At 41.4% G+C, this 22,342-nt stretch carries 27 protein-coding genes and 1 pseudogene; 3 read left to right on the forward strand and 25 right to left on the reverse strand.

The genetic code is table 11. The features are described 5' to 3' along the window. Window positions 1-131 precede the first annotated feature (131 nt). From G603_RS0110325 to G603_RS0110350, 6 genes are all read right to left on the reverse strand, one after another. Window positions 132-401, reverse strand: a complete 270-nt coding sequence (locus tag G603_RS0110325; RefSeq protein ID WP_026670178.1) for a hypothetical protein — start codon at window positions 399-401, stop codon at window positions 132-134. A 91-nt stretch (window positions 402-492) separates the two neighbouring features. Continuing rightward, on the reverse strand, window positions 493-1,377 hold the full coding sequence (locus G603_RS22005) for a helix-turn-helix domain-containing protein (RefSeq protein ID WP_081669889.1): 885 nt from the start codon (window positions 1,375-1,377) through the stop codon (window positions 493-495). Between the two features lie 135 nt (window positions 1,378-1,512). Then, the gene (locus G603_RS0110335) at window positions 1,513-1,887 is read right to left on the reverse strand and encodes an ATP-binding cassette domain-containing protein (protein ID WP_026670179.1); all 375 of its coding nucleotides are present in this window, start codon (window positions 1,885-1,887) and stop codon (window positions 1,513-1,515) included. 309 nt (window positions 1,888-2,196) lie between these two features. Next, window positions 2,197-2,433, reverse strand: coding sequence for an AlbA family DNA-binding domain-containing protein (locus G603_RS0110340; protein WP_026670180.1), 237 nt, complete (start codon window positions 2,431-2,433; stop codon window positions 2,197-2,199). Window positions 2,434-2,541: 108 nt separating this feature from the next. Next, on the reverse strand, window positions 2,542-2,778 hold the full coding sequence (locus G603_RS0110345) for a GlsB/YeaQ/YmgE family stress response membrane protein (protein WP_026670181.1): 237 nt from the start codon (window positions 2,776-2,778) through the stop codon (window positions 2,542-2,544). A 24-nt stretch (window positions 2,779-2,802) separates the two neighbouring features. Beyond that, the gene (locus G603_RS0110350; protein WP_026670182.1) at window positions 2,803-2,985 is read right to left on the reverse strand and encodes a DUF6440 family protein; all 183 of its coding nucleotides are present in this window, start codon (window positions 2,983-2,985) and stop codon (window positions 2,803-2,805) included. A 175-nt stretch (window positions 2,986-3,160) separates the two neighbouring features. Between G603_RS0110350 and G603_RS22380 the strand changes: the two genes are divergently transcribed. Continuing rightward, window positions 3,161-3,298: a hypothetical protein gene (locus tag G603_RS22380; RefSeq protein ID WP_155832662.1), complete on the forward strand. Its 138-nt coding sequence runs from the start codon at window positions 3,161-3,163 to the stop codon at window positions 3,296-3,298. Window positions 3,299-3,326: 28 nt separating this feature from the next. On the opposite strand, the gene G603_RS0110355 is transcribed toward G603_RS22380, so the two are convergent. From G603_RS0110355 to G603_RS0110405, 11 genes are all read right to left on the reverse strand, one after another. Beyond that, window positions 3,327-4,070 carry a hypothetical protein gene (locus G603_RS0110355; protein WP_026670183.1) on the reverse strand — a complete coding sequence of 248 codons (744 nt, stop codon included), beginning with the start codon at window positions 4,068-4,070 and terminating at the stop codon, window positions 3,327-3,329. Then, complete coding sequence (locus G603_RS0110360) at window positions 4,064-4,942, reverse strand: MarR family transcriptional regulator (RefSeq protein WP_155832663.1); 879 nt, start codon at window positions 4,940-4,942, stop codon at window positions 4,064-4,066. The genes G603_RS0110355 and G603_RS0110360 overlap by 7 nt, the downstream gene beginning before the upstream one ends. A 305-nt stretch (window positions 4,943-5,247) precedes the next feature. Then, window positions 5,248-6,012, reverse strand: coding sequence for a nucleotidyltransferase domain-containing protein (locus G603_RS0110365; RefSeq protein ID WP_026670185.1), 765 nt, complete (start codon window positions 6,010-6,012; stop codon window positions 5,248-5,250). Then, window positions 6,012-7,046 carry a nucleotidyltransferase domain-containing protein gene (locus tag G603_RS0110370; RefSeq protein WP_330367629.1) on the reverse strand — a complete coding sequence of 345 codons (1,035 nt, stop codon included), beginning with the start codon at window positions 7,044-7,046 and terminating at the stop codon, window positions 6,012-6,014. Before G603_RS0110370 ends, G603_RS0110365 begins: the two co-directional genes overlap by 1 nt. A gap of 7 nt (window positions 7,047-7,053) precedes the next feature. Next, window positions 7,054-7,368 (reverse strand): hypothetical protein, encoded by a 315-nt coding sequence (locus G603_RS0110375; RefSeq protein WP_026670187.1) that lies wholly within the window; start codon window positions 7,366-7,368, stop codon window positions 7,054-7,056. A 14-nt stretch (window positions 7,369-7,382) separates the two neighbouring features. Beyond that, window positions 7,383-8,717 carry an AlkZ-related protein gene (locus G603_RS23145; RefSeq protein WP_081669892.1) on the reverse strand — a complete coding sequence of 445 codons (1,335 nt, stop codon included), beginning with the start codon at window positions 8,715-8,717 and terminating at the stop codon, window positions 7,383-7,385. Window positions 8,718-8,732: 15 nt separating this feature from the next. Continuing rightward, complete coding sequence (locus tag G603_RS0110385) at window positions 8,733-9,134, reverse strand: (deoxy)nucleoside triphosphate pyrophosphohydrolase (protein WP_035792757.1); 402 nt, start codon at window positions 9,132-9,134, stop codon at window positions 8,733-8,735. Between the two features lie 171 nt (window positions 9,135-9,305). Next, the gene (locus tag G603_RS0110390) at window positions 9,306-9,731 is read right to left on the reverse strand and encodes an RNA ligase family protein (protein ID WP_026670189.1); all 426 of its coding nucleotides are present in this window, start codon (window positions 9,729-9,731) and stop codon (window positions 9,306-9,308) included. A 78-nt stretch (window positions 9,732-9,809) separates the two neighbouring features. Then, the gene (locus G603_RS0110395) at window positions 9,810-11,090 is read right to left on the reverse strand and encodes a hypothetical protein (RefSeq protein WP_026670190.1); all 1,281 of its coding nucleotides are present in this window, start codon (window positions 11,088-11,090) and stop codon (window positions 9,810-9,812) included. A 14-nt stretch (window positions 11,091-11,104) separates the two neighbouring features. Beyond that, entirely contained in the window at window positions 11,105-11,413 is a 309-nt protein-coding gene (locus tag G603_RS0110400; protein WP_026670191.1) for a DUF3801 domain-containing protein, read from the reverse strand. A 13-nt stretch (window positions 11,414-11,426) separates the two neighbouring features. Beyond that, complete coding sequence (locus tag G603_RS0110405; RefSeq protein ID WP_026670192.1) at window positions 11,427-12,482, reverse strand: DUF5688 family protein; 1,056 nt, start codon at window positions 12,480-12,482, stop codon at window positions 11,427-11,429. A gap of 499 nt (window positions 12,483-12,981) precedes the next feature. On the opposite strand from G603_RS0110405, the gene G603_RS0110410 reads away from it, so the two are divergent. After that, window positions 12,982-13,938, forward strand: coding sequence for a succinylglutamate desuccinylase/aspartoacylase family protein (locus G603_RS0110410; protein ID WP_022779916.1), 957 nt, complete (start codon window positions 12,982-12,984; stop codon window positions 13,936-13,938). Window positions 13,939-13,956: 18 nt separating this feature from the next. On the opposite strand, the gene G603_RS0110415 is transcribed toward G603_RS0110410, so the two are convergent. Genes G603_RS0110415 through G603_RS0110445 form a run of 7 tightly spaced genes read right to left on the reverse strand, consistent with a single transcriptional unit; the run spans window position 13,957 to window position 20,329 of the window. Further along, window positions 13,957-14,697, reverse strand: a complete 741-nt coding sequence (locus tag G603_RS0110415) for a DUF4198 domain-containing protein (protein ID WP_026670193.1) — start codon at window positions 14,695-14,697, stop codon at window positions 13,957-13,959. Window positions 14,698-14,717: 20 nt separating this feature from the next. Then, window positions 14,718-15,479 (reverse strand): class I SAM-dependent methyltransferase, encoded by a 762-nt coding sequence (locus G603_RS0110420; protein WP_022770373.1) that lies wholly within the window; start codon window positions 15,477-15,479, stop codon window positions 14,718-14,720. 38 nt (window positions 15,480-15,517) lie between these two features. Further along, window positions 15,518-16,258, reverse strand: a complete 741-nt coding sequence (locus tag G603_RS0110425) for an ABC transporter ATP-binding protein (RefSeq protein WP_026670194.1) — start codon at window positions 16,256-16,258, stop codon at window positions 15,518-15,520. 1 nt (window position 16,259) lies between these two features. Beyond that, complete coding sequence (locus tag G603_RS0110430) at window positions 16,260-16,982, reverse strand: ATP-binding cassette domain-containing protein (protein ID WP_026670195.1); 723 nt, start codon at window positions 16,980-16,982, stop codon at window positions 16,260-16,262. Window positions 16,983-16,984: 2 nt separating this feature from the next. Beyond that, window positions 16,985-17,803, reverse strand: a complete 819-nt coding sequence (locus G603_RS0110435) for an ABC transporter permease (protein WP_022779912.1) — start codon at window positions 17,801-17,803, stop codon at window positions 16,985-16,987. After that, window positions 17,803-18,726, reverse strand: a complete 924-nt coding sequence (locus G603_RS0110440) for an ABC transporter permease (protein WP_026499101.1) — start codon at window positions 18,724-18,726, stop codon at window positions 17,803-17,805. Before G603_RS0110440 ends, G603_RS0110435 begins: the two co-directional genes overlap by 1 nt. Continuing rightward, the gene (locus G603_RS0110445; protein WP_026670196.1) at window positions 18,719-20,329 is read right to left on the reverse strand and encodes an ABC transporter substrate-binding protein; all 1,611 of its coding nucleotides are present in this window, start codon (window positions 20,327-20,329) and stop codon (window positions 18,719-18,721) included. Before G603_RS0110445 ends, G603_RS0110440 begins: the two co-directional genes overlap by 8 nt. A gap of 180 nt (window positions 20,330-20,509) precedes the next feature. Between G603_RS0110445 and G603_RS0110450 the strand changes: the two genes are divergently transcribed. Then, a complete protein-coding gene (locus G603_RS0110450) occupies window positions 20,510-21,697 on the forward strand; it encodes a cation:proton antiporter (RefSeq protein WP_026518317.1) in 1,188 nt (395 codons plus the stop codon). Between the two features lie 308 nt (window positions 21,698-22,005). On the opposite strand, the pseudogene G603_RS0110460 reads toward G603_RS0110450, so the two are convergent. Continuing rightward, window positions 22,006-22,342 (reverse strand): annotated as a pseudogene (locus G603_RS0110460) (radical SAM mobile pair protein B); the annotation flags it as partial.

Consider the following 22,342-nt stretch of genomic DNA (forward strand, 5'->3'; position numbering starts at 1 on the left):
TTACCAGTATAAAGGAGCAGTAACTTTGCATACTATACAAAGCCTTACCAGTAGTTTTCACTCTTTAAAAGGACACCACAAAAGCCGGTCAAAACTGGCTTTATAGTGTCCATATGCAGGATATTTATTAATCATTTTGATCTTTTTGGAGGCAATTTTGCCTCATTGTATTCTCTTGTCACAGTGTCGACGATGTACAGCTTCTGATTACCATATGGATCCCCATTAGAATAAGTTGAAAAAAGATCTAACGAAAGCACCCCATACGAATCAAGTGGTTCTTCTACAGGAGTATGACCTACAATCTGATATAAAACATCATCCCTGAACATCCGGTAAAAATCCTGCTGTGGCCTTGCCCAGATTGGGGAACTGTTTCTCCAAAGCTCCTGCTTACCCATGCGATTGATTCTTGCAAGTATTTCAGGGTAATAAATCTATCCTATACCCATATAGTATCAAAATTGGTGTCCAATAAATACCACACATAGCTCAATTCTCGCTACTCTCGCTATCTTCTGTATCATCTGTATTAAACATATCCACAAACGCCTTAAAAGGTACCGCAGATACTGCTATAAGAATCATGCCCTTTACCATATTGTTTTCAAGTATTCCATCATACCTAAAAGCGGCAAGTATTAATACGAATCCAGTCAAAAAAAGTAACATCAATAAGTACTTCATAACTTTTCCAATATATGTGGTAGAGCAGAGAGCATCTTCAATACTTCTAGTCATCATCGGAACCAGTATGGCAAAACAAACCATTGCATCAAAGCGCATCCACACTGATACGCATACCACAAGACTCATGATGATTAATACCACATTCCCCATATACCGAATTAATTTCTTTTCATTCTTTGTTTTTTCGTCATATATTTCCATTGTAATTGACCCCATAACTAAAAATCCTGACGATAGCACAAAGACTGCCACCATCACTATGGTTGCTAATATACCTGTAATTACATTTGCATCCATTCCGTTCATTTCCTCCATAACCTTTATACCAGAGTATCTATACCAATAATTGTAGATTTTGTAATGACAAATATCATTCAACACGTAGTTGAAAAAAGGCTCGGACAAAACTCCGAACCCTAAAAAAGGAAGAAGAGGACTCGCGTCCTCTTCCATTTCCATGTTATTCATAAGGATGTCCTCTATATGACATCCGAATATAATACTAAGTCTTACAAGATTATCAACATTTGGTAAACACTGTCCGCGCTGCCATTTGTAAATAGCCTGTTCCGACTCAAGTCCAAGTGCTTCAGCCAGTTCGCAAACACGCATATTACTCTGCTTTCTAAGCTCCTTAATTCTTGTTCCAGTAGCCTGCATGTCCACAAAAACATCAAAGATATCCATAGCCGCCTCCTTATTAACGCTTTTGCTATATTTATCGTTTTTAACCACATTTCTTTTAAGGATTAACAACAGCCGCTTGTAAAGAGTAGTATATCACATATGCTATGTAAAAAAACTAAACCTGTGGTTTAAAAATCATTTTCCTTCGGTATCATCAAGATATTTTTGAACAAACTCTCTACTATTACTCAAAGCTTCCTCAGGAGTTTCTCCTCTATAGGTACACTCATTTGAGAACTGACCGCAGTAGTCGACTGTTCCAAATGTATTGGAAGTCGAATACTCCTTACCCTTGAGCATAAGTTTATTTGCAATAATATTGAGAATTGTTGATTTTCCAGATCCATTATTACCATACAGAACAGTAATAGGAGCAAAGACAAATGGTTCGATATCCTTGTTTTTAAATACATTATAGGGATATATATTAGGATTTTTTAATCTCCTACTACTAAGAGAAACTGAAAATTCACCTGTTGACTTTTCTTTTAAATATATATCGTAGCTCATTTGTACTCCTCTTCAATTCAACGTCATCTCATATATCAATAATAGATGACCTTTCTCAGGATTGCATTTAACCATTAGTTGAAAAATTTGATCAGATTCCAGAATTCAACCAGCGGTTAAGTGACAAGCCCTTATGAAAAAACCATTCTATAATCACCAAATGTGTTTTGAAGATAATGAACATGGAGGAAAAATCAAATGATGAAAATGACTTCTGCTTTTCCTCAACTGAAAGTTTAGTATTTTTATATATGTTTTCGTCAATCTGCCTGGGTTCAATGAACTCGGATGCAGTTAAATAGCTCAGACCTACAGCATTTTGTAACAGTTGTTGTCTTTTATCCCAATGACAACCATTCCGCCACCTGAATTTGCAATCGCCAGCATTATTTTTGCCAACTTGCTCTTCTCAATCCACTTTTCCTTAAAATCTATATTGTCTTGCTCACCACATGATTCTTTAACAAAAGTTACGAAACCATCGCGTGAAGGATTTTTACATATTATGTCAAAAAACCTATCTTTTATCTGAAAATGCTCTTTCACCTTAATTCCCCCTATACGCAAAGTAATTAATCCTATTCTATCACACACAAAAAAGAAGTCCCCACTTCAACAATAGATAAGGACTCCTCCTAAATATTTCCATTACATTTATGAAAAGAGCTTTCTTCCAGCCCAGATGCAGATGCAAGCACCTACCGTTGAAACAATAAGGCTTCCGATCATTCCTGTAGCAGTAAATCCGAGAAGCTTAAACACAAGGCCTCCTACAAATCCACCGCCGATACCAAGAAGTATATTCTTGATAGTTCCTGACTTTTCATTCATTAGCTTGCTGGCAATGAATCCAGCGATTGCACCAAGTATAAGTCCCCAGATAAGATTCATAGCATTTCCCTCCATTCGTAAATGTTATCTATTTGCAACTGGACTGATTACCGGCTTACCTTCCCTGTCCAGCAAAGGGGTAAGTCCTCCGGAATATCCGCTGACATGATACAGATAGTTTACGCCTGTATCCTTGTCAACCCAGATCTCAGTAACATTAACTGCGCCCTGAACATAAACCCTTTCAAATCTTGTATTTTTTTCCATAACTTTGTCCTCTTTCTCAACAGTACTCTTTATAATTTCCTTGTTGATGATATCATTATATTTGAGACGATATTACGAATACATATCGAAGTATGAGTCTGGGAATAACATATTCCACCATTTTAGCGAAATATGTGACCATGACAGATGGCGAAGTCAAGAAAGGGCAATATTCATGAGCGAAAACAATACAGATAACCGCAAAAATAATAAGAGCAGCATTACTACAGGAGCAACTGCACTGATATCAGTACTTGCCGTACCAGTTACGCTGCTTGCAGGGCTACTCTTATCTAACCGTAAAAAGAAATAAATCTAATACACTTATCTATTTATTGTTCTTATAAGTACTTTGAACGAAGGATTTCTAAAGCATCCTCCATAGATATCTGTAATCCAAGCTGCTCTGTCCTTACAGGTTCAGATATAACTTCTGTCAGAAACGCTTCAATACTCTCGCGAACAAGTCCTTCGGTCTCTATGTTTACTTCAGGGTCAACTATCTGAAGAAGCCTGAACACATCGTTCTTATGCTTTTTATAGTCGCGTTCATTAACATGTTCCCCTTTTGATTTTCTTCGCTTCAGATCAACCCAGGCATACATTTTAAAAGGAATTATATAATCAGCACCTAAAACACTGATACCATCAACAACTCTTCGCCCTTTTAACATAAAATCATAAAAATCATCGTTCAATAGAATTGCCGATAAACTGGAAGTATCATCATCTATATGAATTGGTATAATCCCTTCTTCGACTTCAAGATTGTACCCAGGCTTTCTTGAAAACAGTTCTATCATCACAGGATATCCATCAATCGGCTCAGTGAATCTGTAAAAATGCATTTTATCACTGTTTTTCCAGCCGCATTTGTATTTGCCTTCCTTGATATATTCCCAAAAGGTTTTTGCAAACTCTTCCTTTTTATCCTCTAAGATCAGAATCATATCAATATCTTTGGTCAGCCTGAAATCAATATCAGCCTCCGACATAAGAATATCGCAGGCTGCTCCTCCAATGACTGTGTAGCAATCTTCAAATCCTCTGAATTTATCTCTAAAAGAATCAATTCCCGCTACCATTTATACTCCTCCAAAAAGCTTTGTAATTCGCCTTCAATACGTTCATCCGCATTGTCTGACAGGCTCATGGCAAGTGATACCGGATCTACTTCGCCGTTATTCGCAAATAGTCCCGGATCATATTTCCAAAGTTCTACTCTACTCGTCCTAATATCATCCTGCCATCTCGTATCTATCTCTTCAAAGCCACTCACAATATCGCTGCCTTTAACGACAGCATATACATCCTCGCTTGGTGCAGCAAGCATACTATGTCTGCTTAGCATCGTTTCTCCGGCGATGAATAATCCTTCTTCTTTTGTAATCTTTGTATGGACAATCTTCTGTACAGGGTTGATCAGATAATCCTTTGCTACCTCAAATAGCTCACGCCCTCTATAGTTAGGAACCATCCTTATCTCTTTTCCAACCCGTTCTTCTCTGATAAGGTCCATCTGCTTAAGTTGCTCTGAAGCTCTGGTAATTGACATTTTCGTCAATCCAAGATCATCTGCAGCCTGCTTTTTTATGAAAAAGTCATTTCCACTTTGGTATAACAGATAAAGAAAAAGACATTGCGTTGCTGGCATCATTTTGTCTGTAGACACAATCATTTTTCTTTTTAAGTTATTACTAAGCATTACCCCAAGGAAAGGCAAAAAAATCTGATCCGGTAATGAAATAAACGGAATCTCTTTTGCTATCAACGCATCTCTTTGTACTCTTGTGATGTCATCAAAGCAAAATGCCACATTAAGCCCTGTCTTTTCCATATACTGAGAAAGCTGCTTTTTGAATGCCACAACGCCGAACTTCTCCCGGTCTGACAATTTGACAATCAAAAATGATGCATCTCCCATTACAGCACTATAGAAGACTCTTCCTGATACCATGTATAAAGGTAACCCTTTTAGTTTAATTTGTTCCAAATGACAGTTTATACCAAAGGCGTTTTTTAAAGCATTTTCCAGCATAATATCACCTCGATAACATTTTTCTTTTATAATAACATTAAATATGTTATCGTTCAATATTTATGTTACCATCCTACAAATCTCAGTGATATTAAACCCCAAAACAACATCTATGCTTTTTTATTTTAATAGGAAAGTTCAGTCCTGTCATTTAACGTGTGGTTGATAAAATCAGTATTAGTTCGTAATGTAATCCAGAATCTCTCCTGGTATGTACTCCCATCTCAATCACCAAGCATCTCCAAGAATAATCTATCGAGTGCTGACCAGTCCTTATTGTGATCATCAGATAAACTGTCAGCTATTTCCTTCTGTTTCTCTATTTCCGATTCAATGAACGCCTTGATTACTGGGAGTTGTGGATTCTCCTCCTTCTCTGTTGTTCTCTTCTTGATTTCAAGAAGTTCATCGATCGCAGCCCTAAGTTCAGCAGGAATATCCATTTTTAGAAGATCATCAAACAATACAGGAGGAGCCATGTGCTTCTCTTCGATATACATTGAAGCCATCAGCGGTCTTAATGCATAGAAGTACTTTTTGTACCTTACCTTGTCGCCGGTAAGATACTCATGATAGGTCTTGATAGCAGTACCATAGTAATGATATACTGCGGATTTCTCTGAAAAATACTGTTTTGATACTTCAGTTATCTTTTTCCATTCCGATGTAGTCCTGTAAACAATTGGTGATCCGCTCCATTCAAAAAGAGTGGCATTTCCGCGTGCAAACTGCAAAAGAGCTTTCTTTAAATCCCATCCATTGATATCCAGAACTTCATCAAGCTGCCATTCAATAACATCTCTTGGTTCATTCAGTTTCAGATAGTCCTCTTTCCTTCTTACATAAACAAAGCGTACATCATAGTCACTATCCGGCGATGCAAAGCCCCATGCCCTGCTTCCAGATTCTATTGCATGAAGGATTCTGACATTTTCCTTAGCTTCTATCTCATCAAGTTTTTCATTTATCTCTTTTACAATATCTCTCATCAAAACTCCTCGTTAACAGCAATCCTGTTGATTCTCTCAACAAACTTCTCAACTTTCTCCATGTCAGGATTGTCCGGAAGCTTAGTCGTGGCCGCAGCTTCATCAAGCCTTCTCTCATATTCCTCCAGAAGTTCATAAAACTCCTCAGAAAAGGTTCCGTCTTCCTTCATGAAATCGCCTTTTCTGATCGCAAGCAGCGTAGGAAGATCGTTTACTCTATGGGTAATGATCTCACCCTTTTCAAGAATATCAATGGCCATCATAAACAGTCTGATAAGATGCATAGCATGCTTATTCAGATGGTTGTCATCCTTTTTCTTGTTACGCTTTCCAATCTTGTCATAGTCTCGGACAACACTTCTCATCACTCCCCAAAGATCAGTGTAGTCCCTAAGCGGAAAGTGTTCATAGTTAGCATCCACAAAAATCTCTGTATCCAGCTCTGGATTTTCAGCCTTATCAATGTAAAGCCTGATATCTCCATTCTTGCCATAATATCTTCTGTTCACATCATCCAGAGCGTTCATAACAGATTTCAGAATATGCTTTTCCCTGTCGCTCTGAGGAAGCGTATCCCTTGCTATGGCGTTTTGAAGCCTGCGAAGTTGCGCGTCAGCATATCCTCCAAAAGACTTGATAGCTCTTTTGGACAAAAATAGATGTGCATTATCTATAAGTTCCTGGCCTAAATCCGATTTGATAAGATACTGGTCCTCATCAAGTCCTAGCATTTCACAAGTGTTTGGGTTGCACTCCAAAAGAAGCTTAACCAGCTTATTGAAACCATAAATAACTGTATCTGTCTTATCATCTTCGTACTGGTCAAATTCAGTCATTCCCAACAGATCAGATGGCTTCTGAAGTGTCACTCCCCTAAAATCGATATCGCTGCCTTCATTGTTGGTACCATATGAATAACTGCCTCCAAGGCCCAGCAACATTATTCTATTTCCAAGTCTTTCATTTGTCCGGAGGAATTCATACTCCTCCGAGTTCATTAACTTCTTAAAATCCATTACAATCCAAAACCCCATTCTGAACTCATCTAACCATACGCTCTACTATTTCTTTAGTCTCATCACTGAATCCATTCAGGTCCTTCATTGAGACAACCTCATAACCCACCAATGACGCCAGATGCATATGGAAATTTGATCTTCTGACATCCTGCAAAAGAACTCCTGGATTCTTCTTGTCTGCCTTAATCTTCTTTTCAAGCTCCCAGAACTTGTCAGATGCAAGCCCATCACCTTTTAGGAACTCAATGTAGTCTTTGATCAGCTTTTCCATGTAGTTCTCCTGCCAATCAGGAAGGTACTTTCTGAAAAGCTTCCAGTCTTTTTCATTTACGTCCATACTACTCAACCCTCTCAAACAAAATGACTTCTATCCTGAATATCCACATCCAGGCCCTCATCATATAGCAGCTTCTCTATATGCGTAGCTGCATAGTCACCAATTCCAAACACTTGCCACTCCCATCTCTTTTGACGGGCAAGAAGAACAAGCAGCCCAACGTTATCGATTCCCATATTTAAAAGACATTTGATATTATCGGAACTAAGGCCTTTAATACTGCCAAGATCGTCATACACCCGCTTCGACTGTTCATATTTTCCCAAAGTTTCAAATGCTACAGAAAGTCCAACCACTGCTTTCTTATGATTCTTCACAGTTGCCTCATATCCATCTTTGATCCACTGGAAACTAAGATCTCTTTTTAGCCTACGTATTGCAAGGTTACACACCTGTCCTGCTCTTCCGTCAGAAACACCAAGCTTTTCACCAATTTCTTTATAGGTCAGACCCTCTTGGAATCTATACCTTATAACTTCCTGCTCTCTTTCCTTTATCATGGGGATCGCATACTCAAGGCCCATAATCTGGTCATCTGTTGGTTCCTTTTCTAATCCAAGAGCCTTAAAAATATTCTGCGGATAGTCAGTTTTCTCCTTTTTCGTCTTTACTTCTGTACCAAAAGCTCCGCCAATAAGTCTTTTTATCTGATCTGCGTTTGCTACTGGGTACAACTCCACAATGTGCTGAGCAATCGCCTTACCTGACTCTTCCGGATCCTCACTGTATTTTGAAGTAACATATTCGTATTCCCACAAAGCCTCAGGCTTGGCGTAAACTGCTATTGGCCAGCCATAGAACTCACCCTTTTTGTTCTTACGCTGTCTGAAATCCTTGACGCAAAGATAGGTCTTCATCTGAAGGTCAGTAACAGCTCCGTCAAAGCCCTTTTCTCCGCCTTTAGCAAAGCCCGCTTTCTGCTTGAGGTCATTAGAATAAAGCTCATCCTCTATCTCAAAACAATCCATTATCTTCTTCTGGCGCCTTGAAGCCTTCTCATCATCCCAGAGCGCATCAAAATCATATCCATCTCTGCGATAATTCACAAAATATGGAAGCCACTCTTTGGATATAAATCCAGCCTTCTTATCAAAGAACTTGCCATAAGCAACCTCTCCACTCCTGGCAATAAGCTCCCGCCACTCCCATGGGTCCACTTTAGGATTTCCACACCACCAATACTCAACTGCAGTACGCTCCTCAAGTGAAAATCCCGGAATATCATTCTTAAAAAGTGGCAGAAATCCTACTTCATTTATGTAATCAATTGCATCCTGAACTGTATGCAGGCATTCAGGGTCATCCCACTCAACGCCGTGCATAATCCAGGTTCCGTTTTCATTTCCCATTGCTCACCTCAAAGCTTATGCCATCCTCTTCTTTATCTCATCTATCAAAGTAATATCCGCCGGAAGCCATTTGACTGAATCAATGGTCTCTACATCAAGCCACTTAGCATCCTCAGCCTCTTTTAGCACAAGATCTCCTGATATCAAACTGCACCAGTAACACCGCATGGATAGATGAAACTCCGGATAATCATATTCGATTGTACTGATATACTCATCAACGCTGATCTCTGAATCAAGCTCTTCTCGAATTTCTCTTACTAAAGCATCTTCTGGGCTTTCTCCAGGTTCAACTTTTCCGCCCGGAAATTCCCACCAACCTTTATAATTTCCATAGCCTCTAGCTGTGGCAAAAACTCTTTTACCGTCTCTGATCAGCGCAGCTACTACGTTTATTGTCTTTCTGGAAGTGTCCATAAATGCCTTTTTTCCCAAATAATCACTCACTCAATTATATAGAAAAAAGGAATCTAGTGCTATATTAGTCGCTAGATTCCATCTATGGTTAATCCCCTTTTATAAGCGGGCTGATGTCTGGAGGAAGGCCATCAATTTTTGGATGACCTTTATCCAATCTACTCTCGAGTATCAATCGCCATTCTTGATAAGATACTTGTTGTTTATTACTTTCATAGATAGCGGACCGCTTAATGTGTAGGAATGCACTGGTTCCTTGGGACGGATTACAATTCCTTCTCTTACAGTTCCGTTGTATCCTATCCCATCCGCCCTTGCCAAAAGAGCCTGTTCGTCAGGATATTTCTCTACAAGATTGTCTCCTTCTTCCTCGACAGGAACCATCTGGCATCCTACATATTCGCAGATAGCCTTAAGGGTATCCAGATTACTTCTCTTGTCATCTATTCTTGCAGTGAAGACAAACCATTCTGGTGTCTTTAACTTCAGCCTATTCTTCTGAATACCTTCTCCACACCATTCTCCCTGAAGGACTATGCTTGATATTCCTTTTTCTTTAGCGTATGCCAACATCTTTTCTGGTATAGGCAAATTCATAAATAAGTACTCCTTTGCCTAATATGATACTTGTACGGAATGCAAAAAGCATTGAACCTCTGGTTTAAAAAAGAAGTTTTAGCTCATCACAGATATATATTCTGCTTCCGGCGAAAGTTCCATCATCTTAGTAAGCAAATAGAATAACTTATCCAAGGCATCAAAAGCATAACCAGCAACATCGTCCCTGTATAATTTTATTATTGAAGAAATACTTTCATAGGTATAGAAATTTGGCTCAAGGCAATCACTCTGAAAGCTAGTCAAAAACTCACCGTCATCCTTGAATGCTTTTGTAAATCTCTTTTTGTTAACCTCTAAATCAGGCTTAAAGAACTTCAAAAAAACATCTTCCAAAACAAACTTGAAGAAATATAAGTCGACAGATATCCTCATTCCGATTTCATGAACATTTTCTGTCCTTATCTTTTCAACATCGTCGATAATGACTGGTTGCATCCATACTGCTGCCCCATAGTCATGCCCTACAATAACTCTCGTGTACCTATCAAAACAATTACAATACTCCTCCGTATTTCTTGTGAGCATACATGGACTAAATCGTTCCTCGCTACACCCTCCCCGAGAGTTTCCCCATTCAAGGACATCCACTCCGGCATTGTTAACAGATGTAACAACCGCAACATGTTCAGTCTTTTCAAGATGACTACCAATAAATCTTACATTATCAAACTTGTTAAATGGATTTGGGATATCAACATTCATATACTCAAACCGGGTTTTAGTAGCTTCACTTACCGCCTCGAACCTCTCCAATGGCATTTCATTAGATTCAAATATATATATCTGCCCTCTCTCATCAAGAACCATTTTCCCAGCAGACCACTCGAAGAAATTCATTTCTTCAATATAATATTCTTCATCTCTAACGGGAACTGGCCAAACAATCCTCCCCAGAATTCTGTTCTCATCCTCATCATATAAAAGTTGGCACTTTTTAATCTCGAAGGGATACATCCCACAGCCTTCATCCACGCCTTCTTTCCAGGCTGTCTTAAAGGTCCCGTAATATCCCACAATTTGCCCTTTAGAATGATACCCATCCTCAAATATTCTAAGAATGTAGATATATCCTTGATTGTTATCCTCAAACAATTTCAGGGCTTCATTATCATAGCTGATTCTTTCATTAATTTGCCGGATCAGCTCTTCATCCCCAGATTGACTTTTTAGTTCTTCCAGTCCTTTATGCTTTTCTTTAAGCCAATAGTTACTATTCCAAATAATCGCTGCTTTTTCCCTGTCGTTAAACAGGCGATTATTCTTATAGATCAACTCCTTGACCTCCGGAGATGGTATGAATATCTCTACAAAATCCTTATCAGCATACTGGCTCATTCTTCACCTCTACGCTATTTCCCAAGCGGTATATATAGTCTCTGTATAAGTGTTACTTGACACAGATAACTCATCAGAATCTGAAAATCACGAAGCTCAGTCTTGGAAACATCTACACTGGTAACACCCTGGTCCTTACGGATGAGCTGTTTGATGCGCTGCTTGCCATGCCTGTTCGTGTTGGAGGCGGAAATCTTATTCCAGCCCTTGACTACTGCCCACTTAAGGAGCTTAATCATGGTCTTGCCTGTAAGTTTTCCCGCCTTCACACACTTATGGTAAGCAAACAGATACGCCTCTTTGGATGTAGAGTCGTTTTCCATGGTTTACCCTCCGTCAGATAGCTTCTCCTCCCTTGGTCTTAGGAGTTTTAGCTATATCCTCCTTTTTGGGAGCCTTAGAGACTTCCTCTTTCTTGGCCTTGAGATCTGAGATTAGAGAATCTTTCTCTTTTCCCGCAACCTCTCTTGCCTCGAACTTCTCAGCCAGCTCAAAGACCTTAGCCCGGGAATCGTAGTGATAAACACTATCAGTGAGCTTATCCTCAGGAGCTACCTGGGTAGCATTGACCTCTCTGACCATCTTCTCTAAGGAAGCGCGGTCAAACTGACCGTTGTCCTTCACAAGGAGAATTTCATGAATTGATGAAGGCAGGATGTAGAAACTGCCACCCAGCTTTTCAGCCGCCTGATCCATAAAATCCTGGTAAGCAAGGATTCCAGCGCCTTGGGTCTTATCCTCAACAGTTGCAACGAAGATAGGCTCATCAGCCTTAGGTCCGAGCCCGAGCATTTCTGCCTGCTCGGCACCCATCATCTCCGCCATCACCTCGGACAGTCCCTGGATTACCGCAGGTCTTACCTCCGGAGCAATTGACATCGCATCAGCATGAAGCTGCTCTGCCGTGATACCGTAGTTATCAAGCATCTTGTTTGTCACAAGAATCGAGCTTCTTCCCTCTGAAGATGAGTCAAGAACAATACGGTAAACAATCGCCATATCCTCCATGTTCTTATGAGGAACAGTCTCAAGGAGCTCTGCATTTCTTTCTGCAGAAACAACCTCCATGGCAAGTTTGCCTTTCATCTGGCTGTAATCGGTAAGTGCTTCAAGATCAAACGCAGGATGATTATCAAGGGCGTGCTCTGCAGCACTGGCAATCTGTCTGACTATCATGTCAAATGATCTGCCATCGGAATACTCCTTGAATGCAGCATCGATGCCGATGTTCACACCAATTACGCCATCCTCAGGTTTCACTACCAGAGCTTCGTAGGACTGATTCATCTTCTCAACTGTGTGAGTCTCAACTGAATACTTCCTATCGAAGATCAACTCGAGTCTGTCCTTCACCGCTTTGGCAAGGTCCTCTTTGAATGTATCGAAATCCATTCATACACCTCTTTCTGTATAATCGAGCCGTTGTTGGTTGCTGCCCTGCGGTTTTCGCCGCCAGGCCTTACGGCATGAAAAAAGCACCAGTCCCACAAATGCACTTACGCACTCATGAGCTGATGCCCGGTTCATGTCTTTATTCTCTTGGCCAAGAAAAAACAAGGAAGCATTTGGCTCTTGCCTGCTCCCTTGTCCATCATAATAATATCATGCCCTAAAAAGCCTTTCAATTATCACGGCATTATCAATTTGTTTCAAAACATTATCACAGCTTTTCAGAACGTTATCATATCGTTATCATTCAAATTTGGTTTTTGACACCGAATTCCCACAAAAAACCTCAGCACTTAGCAAGCGTCCTAAGGCTGAGGTTCATTAGATATGGTACTGATGTTTATGGTTTTTTGTGTACGCGGGAGCTATGTAACCCCCCAGGGGGCTTGAAAGTCCCGGTCCTAACATGATAACCTTGGCTCTGAAGTGAGGTTTAAAAACTATGGAGAAAATAAATATAGCCGGACACGAACTTACCTCCGGCAAGACGATAAAAGATCATATACATGTCGGCGGAACTGAGATACACATTCCCCACATCATCATCTGCGGAGAAAAGCCGGGCAAAACCGTACTAGTTACAGCAGGTATCCATAATGCGGAATATGTCGGCATTCAGGCAGCTATTGAGCTCTCTAATGAGATTTCTCCCAAAGACCTTTCAGGAAATCTTATCATCATCCCATTAGCCAACAGGTCAGGTTTTGAAAACAGAACCATGTCCCTTGTTTATGAGGATGGCAAGAATCTCAACAGAGTCTTCCCGGGAGACAAGGATGGTTCAGCCGCGGATCGCCTGGCTAGCCTTCTGTTTGATGTTTTTATCAAAAACGCTGATGCTTACATTGACCTGCATAGCGGAGACGGATACGAGACTCTTATCCCCTACGCATACTACGTGGGAGCTTCTCCTGCCAGTGATATTGCAAAAAAGATGGTGGACTGCGTCAACGCCTCCTACTGCGTAAAGAGTACCTGTACCACCGAAGGCGCCTACAACACAGCATCCATGGCCGGAATCCCCAGTGTTCTAATAGAGCGCGGTCAGTTAAGCCTGCTTCCAAAGGATGAGGTACAGGCAGACAAAGAGGATGTGCTGAACATTTTGAAATTCCTTGGTCTTATTGAAGGAGAGTACAAGACATATCCCAAGACAGAACTCAGAGAATTCAGCGACGATGCCCCATTCACCGGCTGCTGGTATCCGGAGAAAAAGGTGGGAGAGAAATTTTCAAAAGGTGATAAATTTGGTGAGATAAGGGATTACTTTGGAAGGCCCCTTCACACAGCCATTGCCGATACTGACGGAGTTCTGATCCACCAGTGCTCATCTCTTAGCATAATAAAGAATGGTCCCATGGTGACCTACGGAGTAATACAAAAACAGGATGCATGTTGAATGCATCCTGTTTTTGTATTACCTTTTAACGTATGTGAATGTTGAAGCTATCTCTTTGCTGTCATAGATTCCGGGAATTCCTTCCGCCAGCGGAGTTCTTGTAACGGCCATATACACACCCTTTTTCTCCACTGAGAAGAATATCCTGCCTTCCTCATCTGTGTTCAGGATTCTCTCAAAATACTCTTTTCCATCATAGAACACAACAACTACCGTGGATCCCTTAAGCGGGAATTTGTCGTGAATAAGCTTTAAATGAAGTACGTCGGTGTCTGCTTCCCAGGGATCGGGAACGAAGCTTACTCTGGATTCATGGATAAATTCGGGAGTCCCCTTCTTATCTCCAACAGTTATGTTTGTCACATATATCTGAGGATAGTTCTTGGCATCAAGAATATCAGGATATGTCCTTCTGTCGCCCTCATAATACACGTCTTTTTCATCTCTTACATAATTATTGTCATAAATACACATAAGGGTGTAAATGCCCTCAGAAGCAGGAGTAAAGCGAAGCTCGTAGTAGTCTCCCTGCTCATCGCCGGGGCCTTTGACCGGTGTTATTGCTATCCTGTTTCCTTTTTCATCTGTAGCAAAGGCTCTTATTTCATCAAGGCGAAAGAACCCGTCAGGCCTCATGTGATGTCCCCACCTCATTATTCCGCAGACTTCTTCCCCCGGCTTATATACACTCTTGTCAGTGATTATCCAGGCTTCGTGGCCATATACCATCATATCTGTAGTATCAATTCCTCTTCTCATCTCAAACTCCATTCATATTATTAGACTATTGCTTTCTGCGCCTTTACCAGAAACATCCTGTCAGGCATATAAAACTGGTCTTTCTCGCTATAGAGTCTGTCTCCCGCCCCAAGATCAGTAACTATATTTTCATAACCGATCTTTTCAAGACAAGCCTTGTCCCACTCCGGTCTGTCCAAAGTGCTGATAGATAACATGTGGTAAATATCGTGGCACTCCTCTACCATGGCGTCGGTCACATTTTTGTGGGCAAGGTTCTGCATCTGATCATAGTGATGAAATCCCTTTGCATACTCCGCATCATACACAAGCAGCATTCCTCCCGGCTTTAACACTCTGTGCCACTCCATGTAGGCTTCCACCGGATGCGGAAGTGTCCAGACAAGATTTCTATTTATCACCAGGTCAAAAGAGCTATCGGCAAAATCCAGTTTCTCGGCGTCCATAACCATAAGGCGCGCCTTTGCTCCATGACGCGAAAGCAGCTCTTTTCCCTTATCTATCATCTCAGGCGTAAGATCCACACCGGTCACGTCAAAATCAAAATCCGACAACACCATTTCGAAAAAGCCGGCTCCGCATCCTACATCCAGAACAGACAACTTATCATCAGCTGAAAAGTGCCTTAAAAACTCCGCCTGCCACAGCTGTTTTTTCCTGCTGTGGATTTCCTCGTGTTTGTGCTCACTAAAGCTCTCAGCTCTCTTTGACCAATAGGTCACTACTTTATCTTTAATATCTTCAGCTTCCTCCTCAAAAGGAATCTGCATAAGTTTAGTCATATTACTACGTATACCCCAATTATCTTTCTAAAAGTTTGTTACTCAATAAGATTATCAAGCAGTTCTTTTGTGTACTCATGTTGTGGATTTCCAAGAACTTTACCGGTCTCTCCCTCTTCCACACACTCTCCGTTTTTCATTACCATTATCCTGTCGCACAGCATGCTCACCAGAGCAATGTCGTGGGAGACAAATACGATCGACACACCTTCTTTTTCCCTCAGCTGCTGCAAAAGAGCTACTACCTGGGCCTGAGTTGTAACATCCAGCGCACTTGTTGCCTCGTCGCACAAAAGAATCCCGGCATCAGAACACAGCGCCCTTGCAATTGACATTCGCTGGCACTGTCCTCCGGACATGCTTCCTGCCTTTTTCTCCAAAAGACTCTCATCAAGCCCAACGGCCTCAAGGATTCGTGACAGTTTTTCATGGCCACAGCCCTTTGTGGCTTCCACAACGGCTTTTTTCATCTTCATTCTTGGGTCAAAAGACATCTGGGCATCCTGAAATATCATCTGCAGAAAAGTTCCGGCAAAGGCCGGAGACTTACCTGTATACTCTGTTCCCTTATAATAAAGATTTCCACTATCAGGCTTTTCCAGGCAGCTGACATGACGAAGAAGTGTGCTCTTTCCGCTTCCGCTCTCGCCTACGATTCCAAGAATCTCTCCATTTTTCAGGAAGAAACTCACATCCTTTAAAGCCTGTAATTTTTTGCCTTTATCAACGTAGCTTTTATTTAGATTTTTTCCTTCTAAAATTATATCTGAATCCGGCATATCAGCTCACCTTCAGTCTTGGTACGGCCTTCAAGAGATTTTTTGTGTACTCGTTTTGTGGATTCTCCAGGATCTCTTTTGCAGGGCCATACTCAAGCATCCTGCCACTTTTCATGATTCCAATGTAATCAGCCATTTTAGATGCGATACCCAAATGGTGGGTAACCATCAAAATAGTAGTACCATTTAGTTTGTTGATCTCAAGAAGCTGCTCCACAACCATCCCTGCAGTCTTAACATCCAGGGCGCTTGTAACTTCATCGCATAATAAAATCCCCGGCTCCAAGAGCATTGTTGTGGCAATGGCCATACGCTGGTTCATGCCTCCTGACAGCTCATAAGGCCTTGATGCAAGCGCTCTTTTAGCATCATTAAGTCCCAGAATTTGGAGTGTCTTCTCAACTTCATCTATTTTAAAGTCGATGTTATTACTTTTTAGCGCCTCCATTATCTGTGCCTTGTAAGTCCTTATGGGATTAAAAGATCCGCCGGGATTCTGAGGCACAATGCCAAGTAAAATGTCTTTTGGAGTCTCTATACTTCCGCATGTTTTAGTCACGCCTCCAAAGCCATGAATAGCCTTAAGAAGCGTAGATTTACCGCTTCCGCTCTCGCCGACGATACAGACTCTTTTACCTGCTTCCACTTCAAAAGAGATATCATTTATAACACTCTCATCGCCATAGCCGGCAGAGAGATTGTTTATCCTAAGTATTGTATCCATGCTTAATCCTCATCTCTATATTCCATGACGCAGTCCCCAAGATAGTTAAATACTATGATGGTGACTATGGTAGCAATTGCCGGATACAGCACAGCCCAAGGTGCTATTTGTATATATGCCCTGGACTCATTGATCATTGACCCCCACTCAGCAGTGGGTGGCACAACTCCAAGCCCCAAAAAAGACAGGCCCGAGATACCTATCATGGTGGTTCCTATCTGTGTAAGGGCATTTGTAAGAAGTGGTGCTATTATATTGGGAAGTATGTGGGCCATCATTATAGCCGGCCCACTCTTTCCTGCCAGTTTTGCAGCTTGCACGTAGGGGCAATTCTTTATGGCAAAAGTATGACTCCGTGCAAGTCTGGCAAACCCGGTCCACATAGTTATTCCCAGCGCAATCATGGCACTTGAAAGTCCTCCTCCAAGAATGCCCGCAACCGCGATGGCTACTACCATCTGAGGAAATGCCAGCATAATATCGGCAATCCTCATCATAATTTCATCCAATATTCCGCCATAATATCCGCTAAGGATTCCAATAATGCTTCCCAGGATAAAAGAAATCGCAACCAGTATAAATGTAGCTGCTATAGTTGTCCTTGCTCCGTATAAAACTCTTGAAAACACGCATCTTCCCAGGTTATCTGTTCCAAACAGAAATTCCCCGGACGGAGCTGACCTTATGGCTGATGCGCTTGTTGCATATGGATCATTAGGTGCAATAACACTTGCGAAAAGAGCTATAAGCACCAAAAGCAGTGCAACACCTGCAGATATTATTACTTTTATTCTGTTAATCTTTTTCCGTTTATGGTTCATTAAAAAGACCTCGGATCCAAAAGCCTGTAGGTAATATCAACTATCAGATTTATAACAACATAGATTGTTCCCATAATAAGCACAAAGCCCATGATCACAGGGTAGTCCCTGGCTGTTATGGAATCCATCACAAGTTTGCCGATACCCGGCCATCTGAATATATTCTCAATAACAACACTGCCTCCCATCAGGGTTCCGATCTGAAGGCCGATTATTGTAAGTATGTGTCCAAGGCTGTTTCTAAGGACATTGTTGATAAGAATAAATCTGCCCTTTACCTTTCTGGACTTCATTCCCACAACATACTCTTCTCCAAGCTGATCCAGGAGTTCACTCCTAACCTGTCTTGTAAACCTTCCTGCCATGGGTATCGCCAGAGAAAGTGCAGGGAGCATAAGTCCTTTGATGCTTCCATCTGCAATTACGGGAAAGACCTTGATATGTATGCAAAACAGATACATCAAAAGTACTGATATCAGGAAATTCGGAAGAGAATTACCTATAAATGAAAAGAGCCTAACAATATGGTCTACCAATTTTCCTTTTTTAACCGCTGACCATATCCCCAGTGGAAAAGAGATTATAAGCGCCAAAAGCAGACTGGTTAAAGCCAGTCCACATGTGTTCTTAAGCCCTTTTATCAGTTTTGGCGCGACCGGAAGATCATCCTTAAAGGAAACGCCAAAATCTCCCCTAAGAACGTTTCTTAGCCAGTCTGCATATCTAACGATAAAGGGGCGGAGGAGGCCAAGCCTCTCCCGCTCCGCTTGCAGTATTTCTTTTGTGACCACCACACCCTGGGAGGTGAGTCTCTTTTCCGCAGGGTCACCGGGAGCCAGATACATTATGCCAAACACAAGAAAGCTCAGCACTAAAAGTATCAGGGCAAGTCCCAGGATCCTTTTAAGTATTTGTTTAGCCATTAATGTCAGTCTCTGCGTCTACTCCATAGAAATCGAAAGGAACATACTCAGCAAATCCGCTTACGCCCTTACGAAGAACTGTAGTGTTATTGAAAAGTCCAACATATCCAAATGCATTGTCATCTATAGCAATCTGAACGATCTTGTTGGCAAGCTCTGCTCTCTTTGCAGTATCTGTCTCAATTCTGAGCTGCTCAATCATGCTCTGGCATTCAGCACTCTCAAATCCACCTACATTGTAGTAAGCTCCGTCTGCAAGAGTTGAGTCGATGAAGTAAAGAGGATCACCTGACTTATCAGCGATCATGCAGTAAAGAGCAAGATCAAAGTCAGCGTTTGCAATGTAAGTAGCATCCGGATCTTCCTCAACTCTAAGTGTTGAATCAATACCAACAGCCTTAAGCTGTTCCTGGATCAGAATTGCAAGAGTATCAAGAGATCTTGCTGCATAGTATGCAATGCTGATGCTGAGCTTATTACCATCCTTCTCGTAGATGCCGTCAGCTCCAAGTGTATAACCATCGGCCTCCAAAAGCTCTTTTGCCTTGGCAGTATCTACTGCAGGAACATTTACCTTGCCATAAGCAGCTGATGTTGAGAATGGTCCAACTGCTGCAGATACTGTACCAGAAAGGTACTCTGCGATCTTGTCCTTATCAACAGTGAGATTGATCGCTTCTCTCACAGAATCATCAAGTGTATTCTCATTGAGAATGTAGTACTGAAGACGTGCACCGGGAATTGAAACTACATCGTACAGGTCAGGGCTCTGGTTATAGACCTCAAGAGCTGCAGATGAAACGCTGTTGTAGCAGTCGATCTCGCCGCTCTGCATAGCAAGGAGCTTGGGATCATCCTCCTGCATGTAGTAGAATACAGCGCCGTCAAGCTTGACATCACCGCCCCAGTAGTTCTCATTCTTTACAACCGTAACATCACCCTCAGGTATAAACTCTTTTACAACAAACGGGCCTGTGCATACAGGCGCATTGTCAAAATCTGTTGTTGAATCAAGATCTATCATTCCGCACTCAGGGCTTGCCAGATCGTTCTTAAGAGTTGGATAAACTTCCTTTGTATCGATAACGATTGTCTTGTCATCTGTAGCAGTCATTTCAAAATCGCCAAGATAAGCAAATCTACTGTTCTCTGCAGCAAGACGCTGAAGGTTTCTGATGACCATATCAGCTGTCAGAGGGTTCCCATTTGAGAACTGAACTCCATCATTAAGTGTAATAGTCCATGTGGTGCCATCAGAAACTGCATCATTAGCAAGGCATGGAACAGCACTCATGGTCTCGTCGAGCTTAAACAGTGCTTCTGAAACACCATAAATTGATGTGTACCATCCGTAGTACTCCTTATGTACATCAAGACTTGGATAAGCAAAAGATGCTGCAGTGTGAAGAATCTTTTCACCTGTAGCTGTAGACTGACTTGCGTCAGCTGTCTGATCATCAGATGTTGTCGCCTGTGTATCAGCAGATGCCTCAGATTCTGTTGTCTGAGTTTCTGTTGTCTGAGTTCCTGCACCGGAACCACAGGCTGCCATTGATAATGTCATGGTTGCAGCAAGAAGTGCTGCTAGAAATTTTTTCTTCATAATATAGTATCCTCCACTGTGCTTAAATTACCTCACACAATGGAAAGGATAGCATTGTGAAATCCACTCCACAAGCCCCCTGGGGGGTTATCGCTACGCTGATTATAGTTTTTTAACTTGATTTTGAGAAGAAAAAGTATCATACTCATTTCCTAGCATCAATAAGATGGAGGGATAAATATGGATACAATTCAGATTCTTAGAGATCTTTTTATAATTATCGTCATGGCAAAGTTATTCGGACTGATAGCCAGAAGACTTCATGCGCCACAGGTTGCCGGTGAGATCATCGCAGGTCTTCTCATAGGTCCAACACTGCTTAATCTTGTTAATCCCAGTGATTTCCTGTCTGGCATGGCCGAAATCGGTGTGATCCTTCTGATGTTCAGCGCCGGCCTGGAAACAGATATCGACAAACTCAAAAAATCCGGCCTGAAGGCAACAATCCTTGCATGCACCGGTGTTGGAGTTCCGCTGGTTCTTGGAACGCTCCTGTACATGGCTTTCTATGGCGTTGCAACTCCCGGATCAACCGAGTTCATAAAAGCACTCTTTATAGGAACTATTCTTACAGCTACTTCCGTGAGCATAACAGTTCAGGTTCTAAAGGAACTTGGAAAGATTTCTACAGAAGTGGGAACAACGATCATGAGCGCCGCAATCATCGATGATGTAATAGGAATCGTGGTTCTTACAGCTGTTCTTGGTCTGAAAGATCCAAATGCCAATCTTGCAGCTGTTTGCTTAAAGACCGTAGCCTTCTTTGCCCTTTCGGTTGTTGTGGGAATGATCATATTTAAGATAATGTCAAAAGCAGAAGCAAAATGGCCTCATACCAGAAGAATCCCGATCATGGGACTGGCACTTGCCTTTGCGATGTCTTATGTTGCAGATAAGTACTTTGGAGTAGCTGATATCACCGGAGCCTATGTCGCAGGTATTATTCTCAGCTCCCTGGACAACTCCGAGTATATAGACAGAAAGATGGACATAAATTCATATATGTTATTCGGCCCCGTATTCTTTGCAAGTGTAGGACTTCAGACAAACCTAAGGTCTGTTGACATGACAATCCTTGCATTCTCGGCAGCATTTGTTGTAGTTGGACTCCTCGGAAAGGTTGTAGGCTGTGGCATCGTTGCAAAGCTCCTTAAGTACAACACCTCTGACTCGTTAAAGATTGGTGTTGGTATGATGACCAGAGGCGAAGTTGCACTTATCGTAGCTCAAAGAGGTTTAAAAGCTGGTATCGTTGACAGCAGATACTTTACCGCAGTAATCCTGTTGATAATATTAAGCTCAATTCTGACACCTATAATATTGAAGGCTATATATGCCTCAGATGACAAAGCTAATTCTCCTGCTTAAGTTAATCGACTGTAGAACTGATAATGTACTAAAATAAAAAGGTCCGCTTTCTATTAAGAAAACGGGCCGTTTAATTTCAGTTTTAACAAGCAATGCTAAAAGCATCCCCACACATCATATCTTTTATCATACTGGCAAATATCTACATCCATATCAGCAATCTCATCAGCATACAGCCGAATAAGATCACTAAGGGTCCTACGAAAAGCCATATTACTTGTCCTTACCTTCAATCCAATAATTTACCAAATGCAAAATGGTATTTATTGTAATGCTATCGAATCTTTAAATTCCGGTTTATTCTTCCATCAAGGATTATGTATTACATTTCTCTTTCCACTATTGGCAGTTCCTCTTACTTCTTCGTGGTAAAAGTAATCTACGATTGTTGGATGTCCTTTCTCTACTCTCTCATACGGAGTTTCATTATCAACAAACCTGCAATCATACTTTTTAGCCAGCTCTTCTGCTTTCTTTTCCAGCGCTTCAAAATAGCTGCGGTTCTTTTTATTATAGATTTCGTCATACAGCGGCACCAGATCCGGATGTTTATCGGAAATGTATTTCATGATATCTGCCTTAAAACCTCCGCGAAGATTCAGATTCTCAAGCCATACAAGGTCACACTGATCTTTTGTCCTGTCT

The organism is Butyrivibrio sp. AE3006, assembly GCF_000424165.1.
GTDB lineage: Bacteria > Bacillota > Clostridia > Lachnospirales > Lachnospiraceae > Butyrivibrio.

What these genes read in the sequence shown, in the direction of transcription:
- G603_RS0110325 (WP_026670178.1), bottom strand. Translation starts at nt 401, where the DNA reads ATGGGTAAGCAGGAGCTTTGGAGAAACAGTTCCCCAATCTGGGCAAGG.
- G603_RS22005 (WP_081669889.1), bottom strand. Translation starts at nt 1,377, where the DNA reads ATGGATATCTTTGATGTTTTTGTGGACATGCAGGCTACTGGAACAAGA.
- G603_RS0110335 (WP_026670179.1), bottom strand. Translation starts at nt 1,887, where the DNA reads ATGAGCTACGATATATATTTAAAAGAAAAGTCAACAGGTGAATTTTCA.
- G603_RS0110345 (WP_026670181.1), bottom strand. Translation starts at nt 2,778, where the DNA reads ATGAATCTTATCTGGGGACTTATACTTGGTGCAATCGCTGGATTCATT.
- G603_RS0110350 (WP_026670182.1), bottom strand. Translation starts at nt 2,985, where the DNA reads ATGGAAAAAAATACAAGATTTGAAAGGGTTTATGTTCAGGGCGCAGTT.
- G603_RS22380 (WP_155832662.1), top strand. Translation starts at nt 3,161, where the DNA reads ATGAGCGAAAACAATACAGATAACCGCAAAAATAATAAGAGCAGCATT.
- G603_RS0110355 (WP_026670183.1), bottom strand. Translation starts at nt 4,070, where the DNA reads ATGGTAGCGGGAATTGATTCTTTTAGAGATAAATTCAGAGGATTTGAA.
- G603_RS0110360 (WP_155832663.1), bottom strand. Translation starts at nt 4,942, where the DNA reads ATGGTATCAGGAAGAGTCTTCTATAGTGCTGTAATGGGAGATGCATCA.
- G603_RS0110365 (WP_026670185.1), bottom strand. Translation starts at nt 6,012, where the DNA reads ATGAGAGATATTGTAAAAGAGATAAATGAAAAACTTGATGAGATAGAA.
- G603_RS0110370 (WP_330367629.1), bottom strand. Translation starts at nt 7,046, where the DNA reads ATGGGGTTTTGGATTGTAATGGATTTTAAGAAGTTAATGAACTCGGAG.
- G603_RS0110375 (WP_026670187.1), bottom strand. Translation starts at nt 7,368, where the DNA reads ATGGACGTAAATGAAAAAGACTGGAAGCTTTTCAGAAAGTACCTTCCT.
- G603_RS23145 (WP_081669892.1), bottom strand. Translation starts at nt 8,717, where the DNA reads ATGGGAAATGAAAACGGAACCTGGATTATGCACGGCGTTGAGTGGGAT.
- G603_RS0110385 (WP_035792757.1), bottom strand. Translation starts at nt 9,134, where the DNA reads ATGGACACTTCCAGAAAGACAATAAACGTAGTAGCTGCGCTGATCAGA.
- G603_RS0110390 (WP_026670189.1), bottom strand. Translation starts at nt 9,731, where the DNA reads ATGAATTTGCCTATACCAGAAAAGATGTTGGCATACGCTAAAGAAAAA.
- G603_RS0110395 (WP_026670190.1), bottom strand. Translation starts at nt 11,090, where the DNA reads ATGAGCCAGTATGCTGATAAGGATTTTGTAGAGATATTCATACCATCT.
- G603_RS0110400 (WP_026670191.1), bottom strand. Translation starts at nt 11,413, where the DNA reads ATGGAAAACGACTCTACATCCAAAGAGGCGTATCTGTTTGCTTACCAT.
- G603_RS0110405 (WP_026670192.1), bottom strand. Translation starts at nt 12,482, where the DNA reads ATGGATTTCGATACATTCAAAGAGGACCTTGCCAAAGCGGTGAAGGAC.
- G603_RS0110410 (WP_022779916.1), top strand. Translation starts at nt 12,982, where the DNA reads ATGGAGAAAATAAATATAGCCGGACACGAACTTACCTCCGGCAAGACG.
- G603_RS0110415 (WP_026670193.1), bottom strand. Translation starts at nt 14,697, where the DNA reads ATGAGAAGAGGAATTGATACTACAGATATGATGGTATATGGCCACGAA.
- G603_RS0110420 (WP_022770373.1), bottom strand. Translation starts at nt 15,479, where the DNA reads ATGACTAAACTTATGCAGATTCCTTTTGAGGAGGAAGCTGAAGATATT.
- G603_RS0110425 (WP_026670194.1), bottom strand. Translation starts at nt 16,258, where the DNA reads ATGCCGGATTCAGATATAATTTTAGAAGGAAAAAATCTAAATAAAAGC.
- G603_RS0110430 (WP_026670195.1), bottom strand. Translation starts at nt 16,982, where the DNA reads ATGGATACAATACTTAGGATAAACAATCTCTCTGCCGGCTATGGCGAT.
- G603_RS0110435 (WP_022779912.1), bottom strand. Translation starts at nt 17,803, where the DNA reads ATGAACCATAAACGGAAAAAGATTAACAGAATAAAAGTAATAATATCT.
- G603_RS0110440 (WP_026499101.1), bottom strand. Translation starts at nt 18,726, where the DNA reads ATGGCTAAACAAATACTTAAAAGGATCCTGGGACTTGCCCTGATACTT.
- G603_RS0110445 (WP_026670196.1), bottom strand. Translation starts at nt 20,329, where the DNA reads ATGAAGAAAAAATTTCTAGCAGCACTTCTTGCTGCAACCATGACATTA.
- G603_RS0110450 (WP_026518317.1), top strand. Translation starts at nt 20,510, where the DNA reads ATGGATACAATTCAGATTCTTAGAGATCTTTTTATAATTATCGTCATG.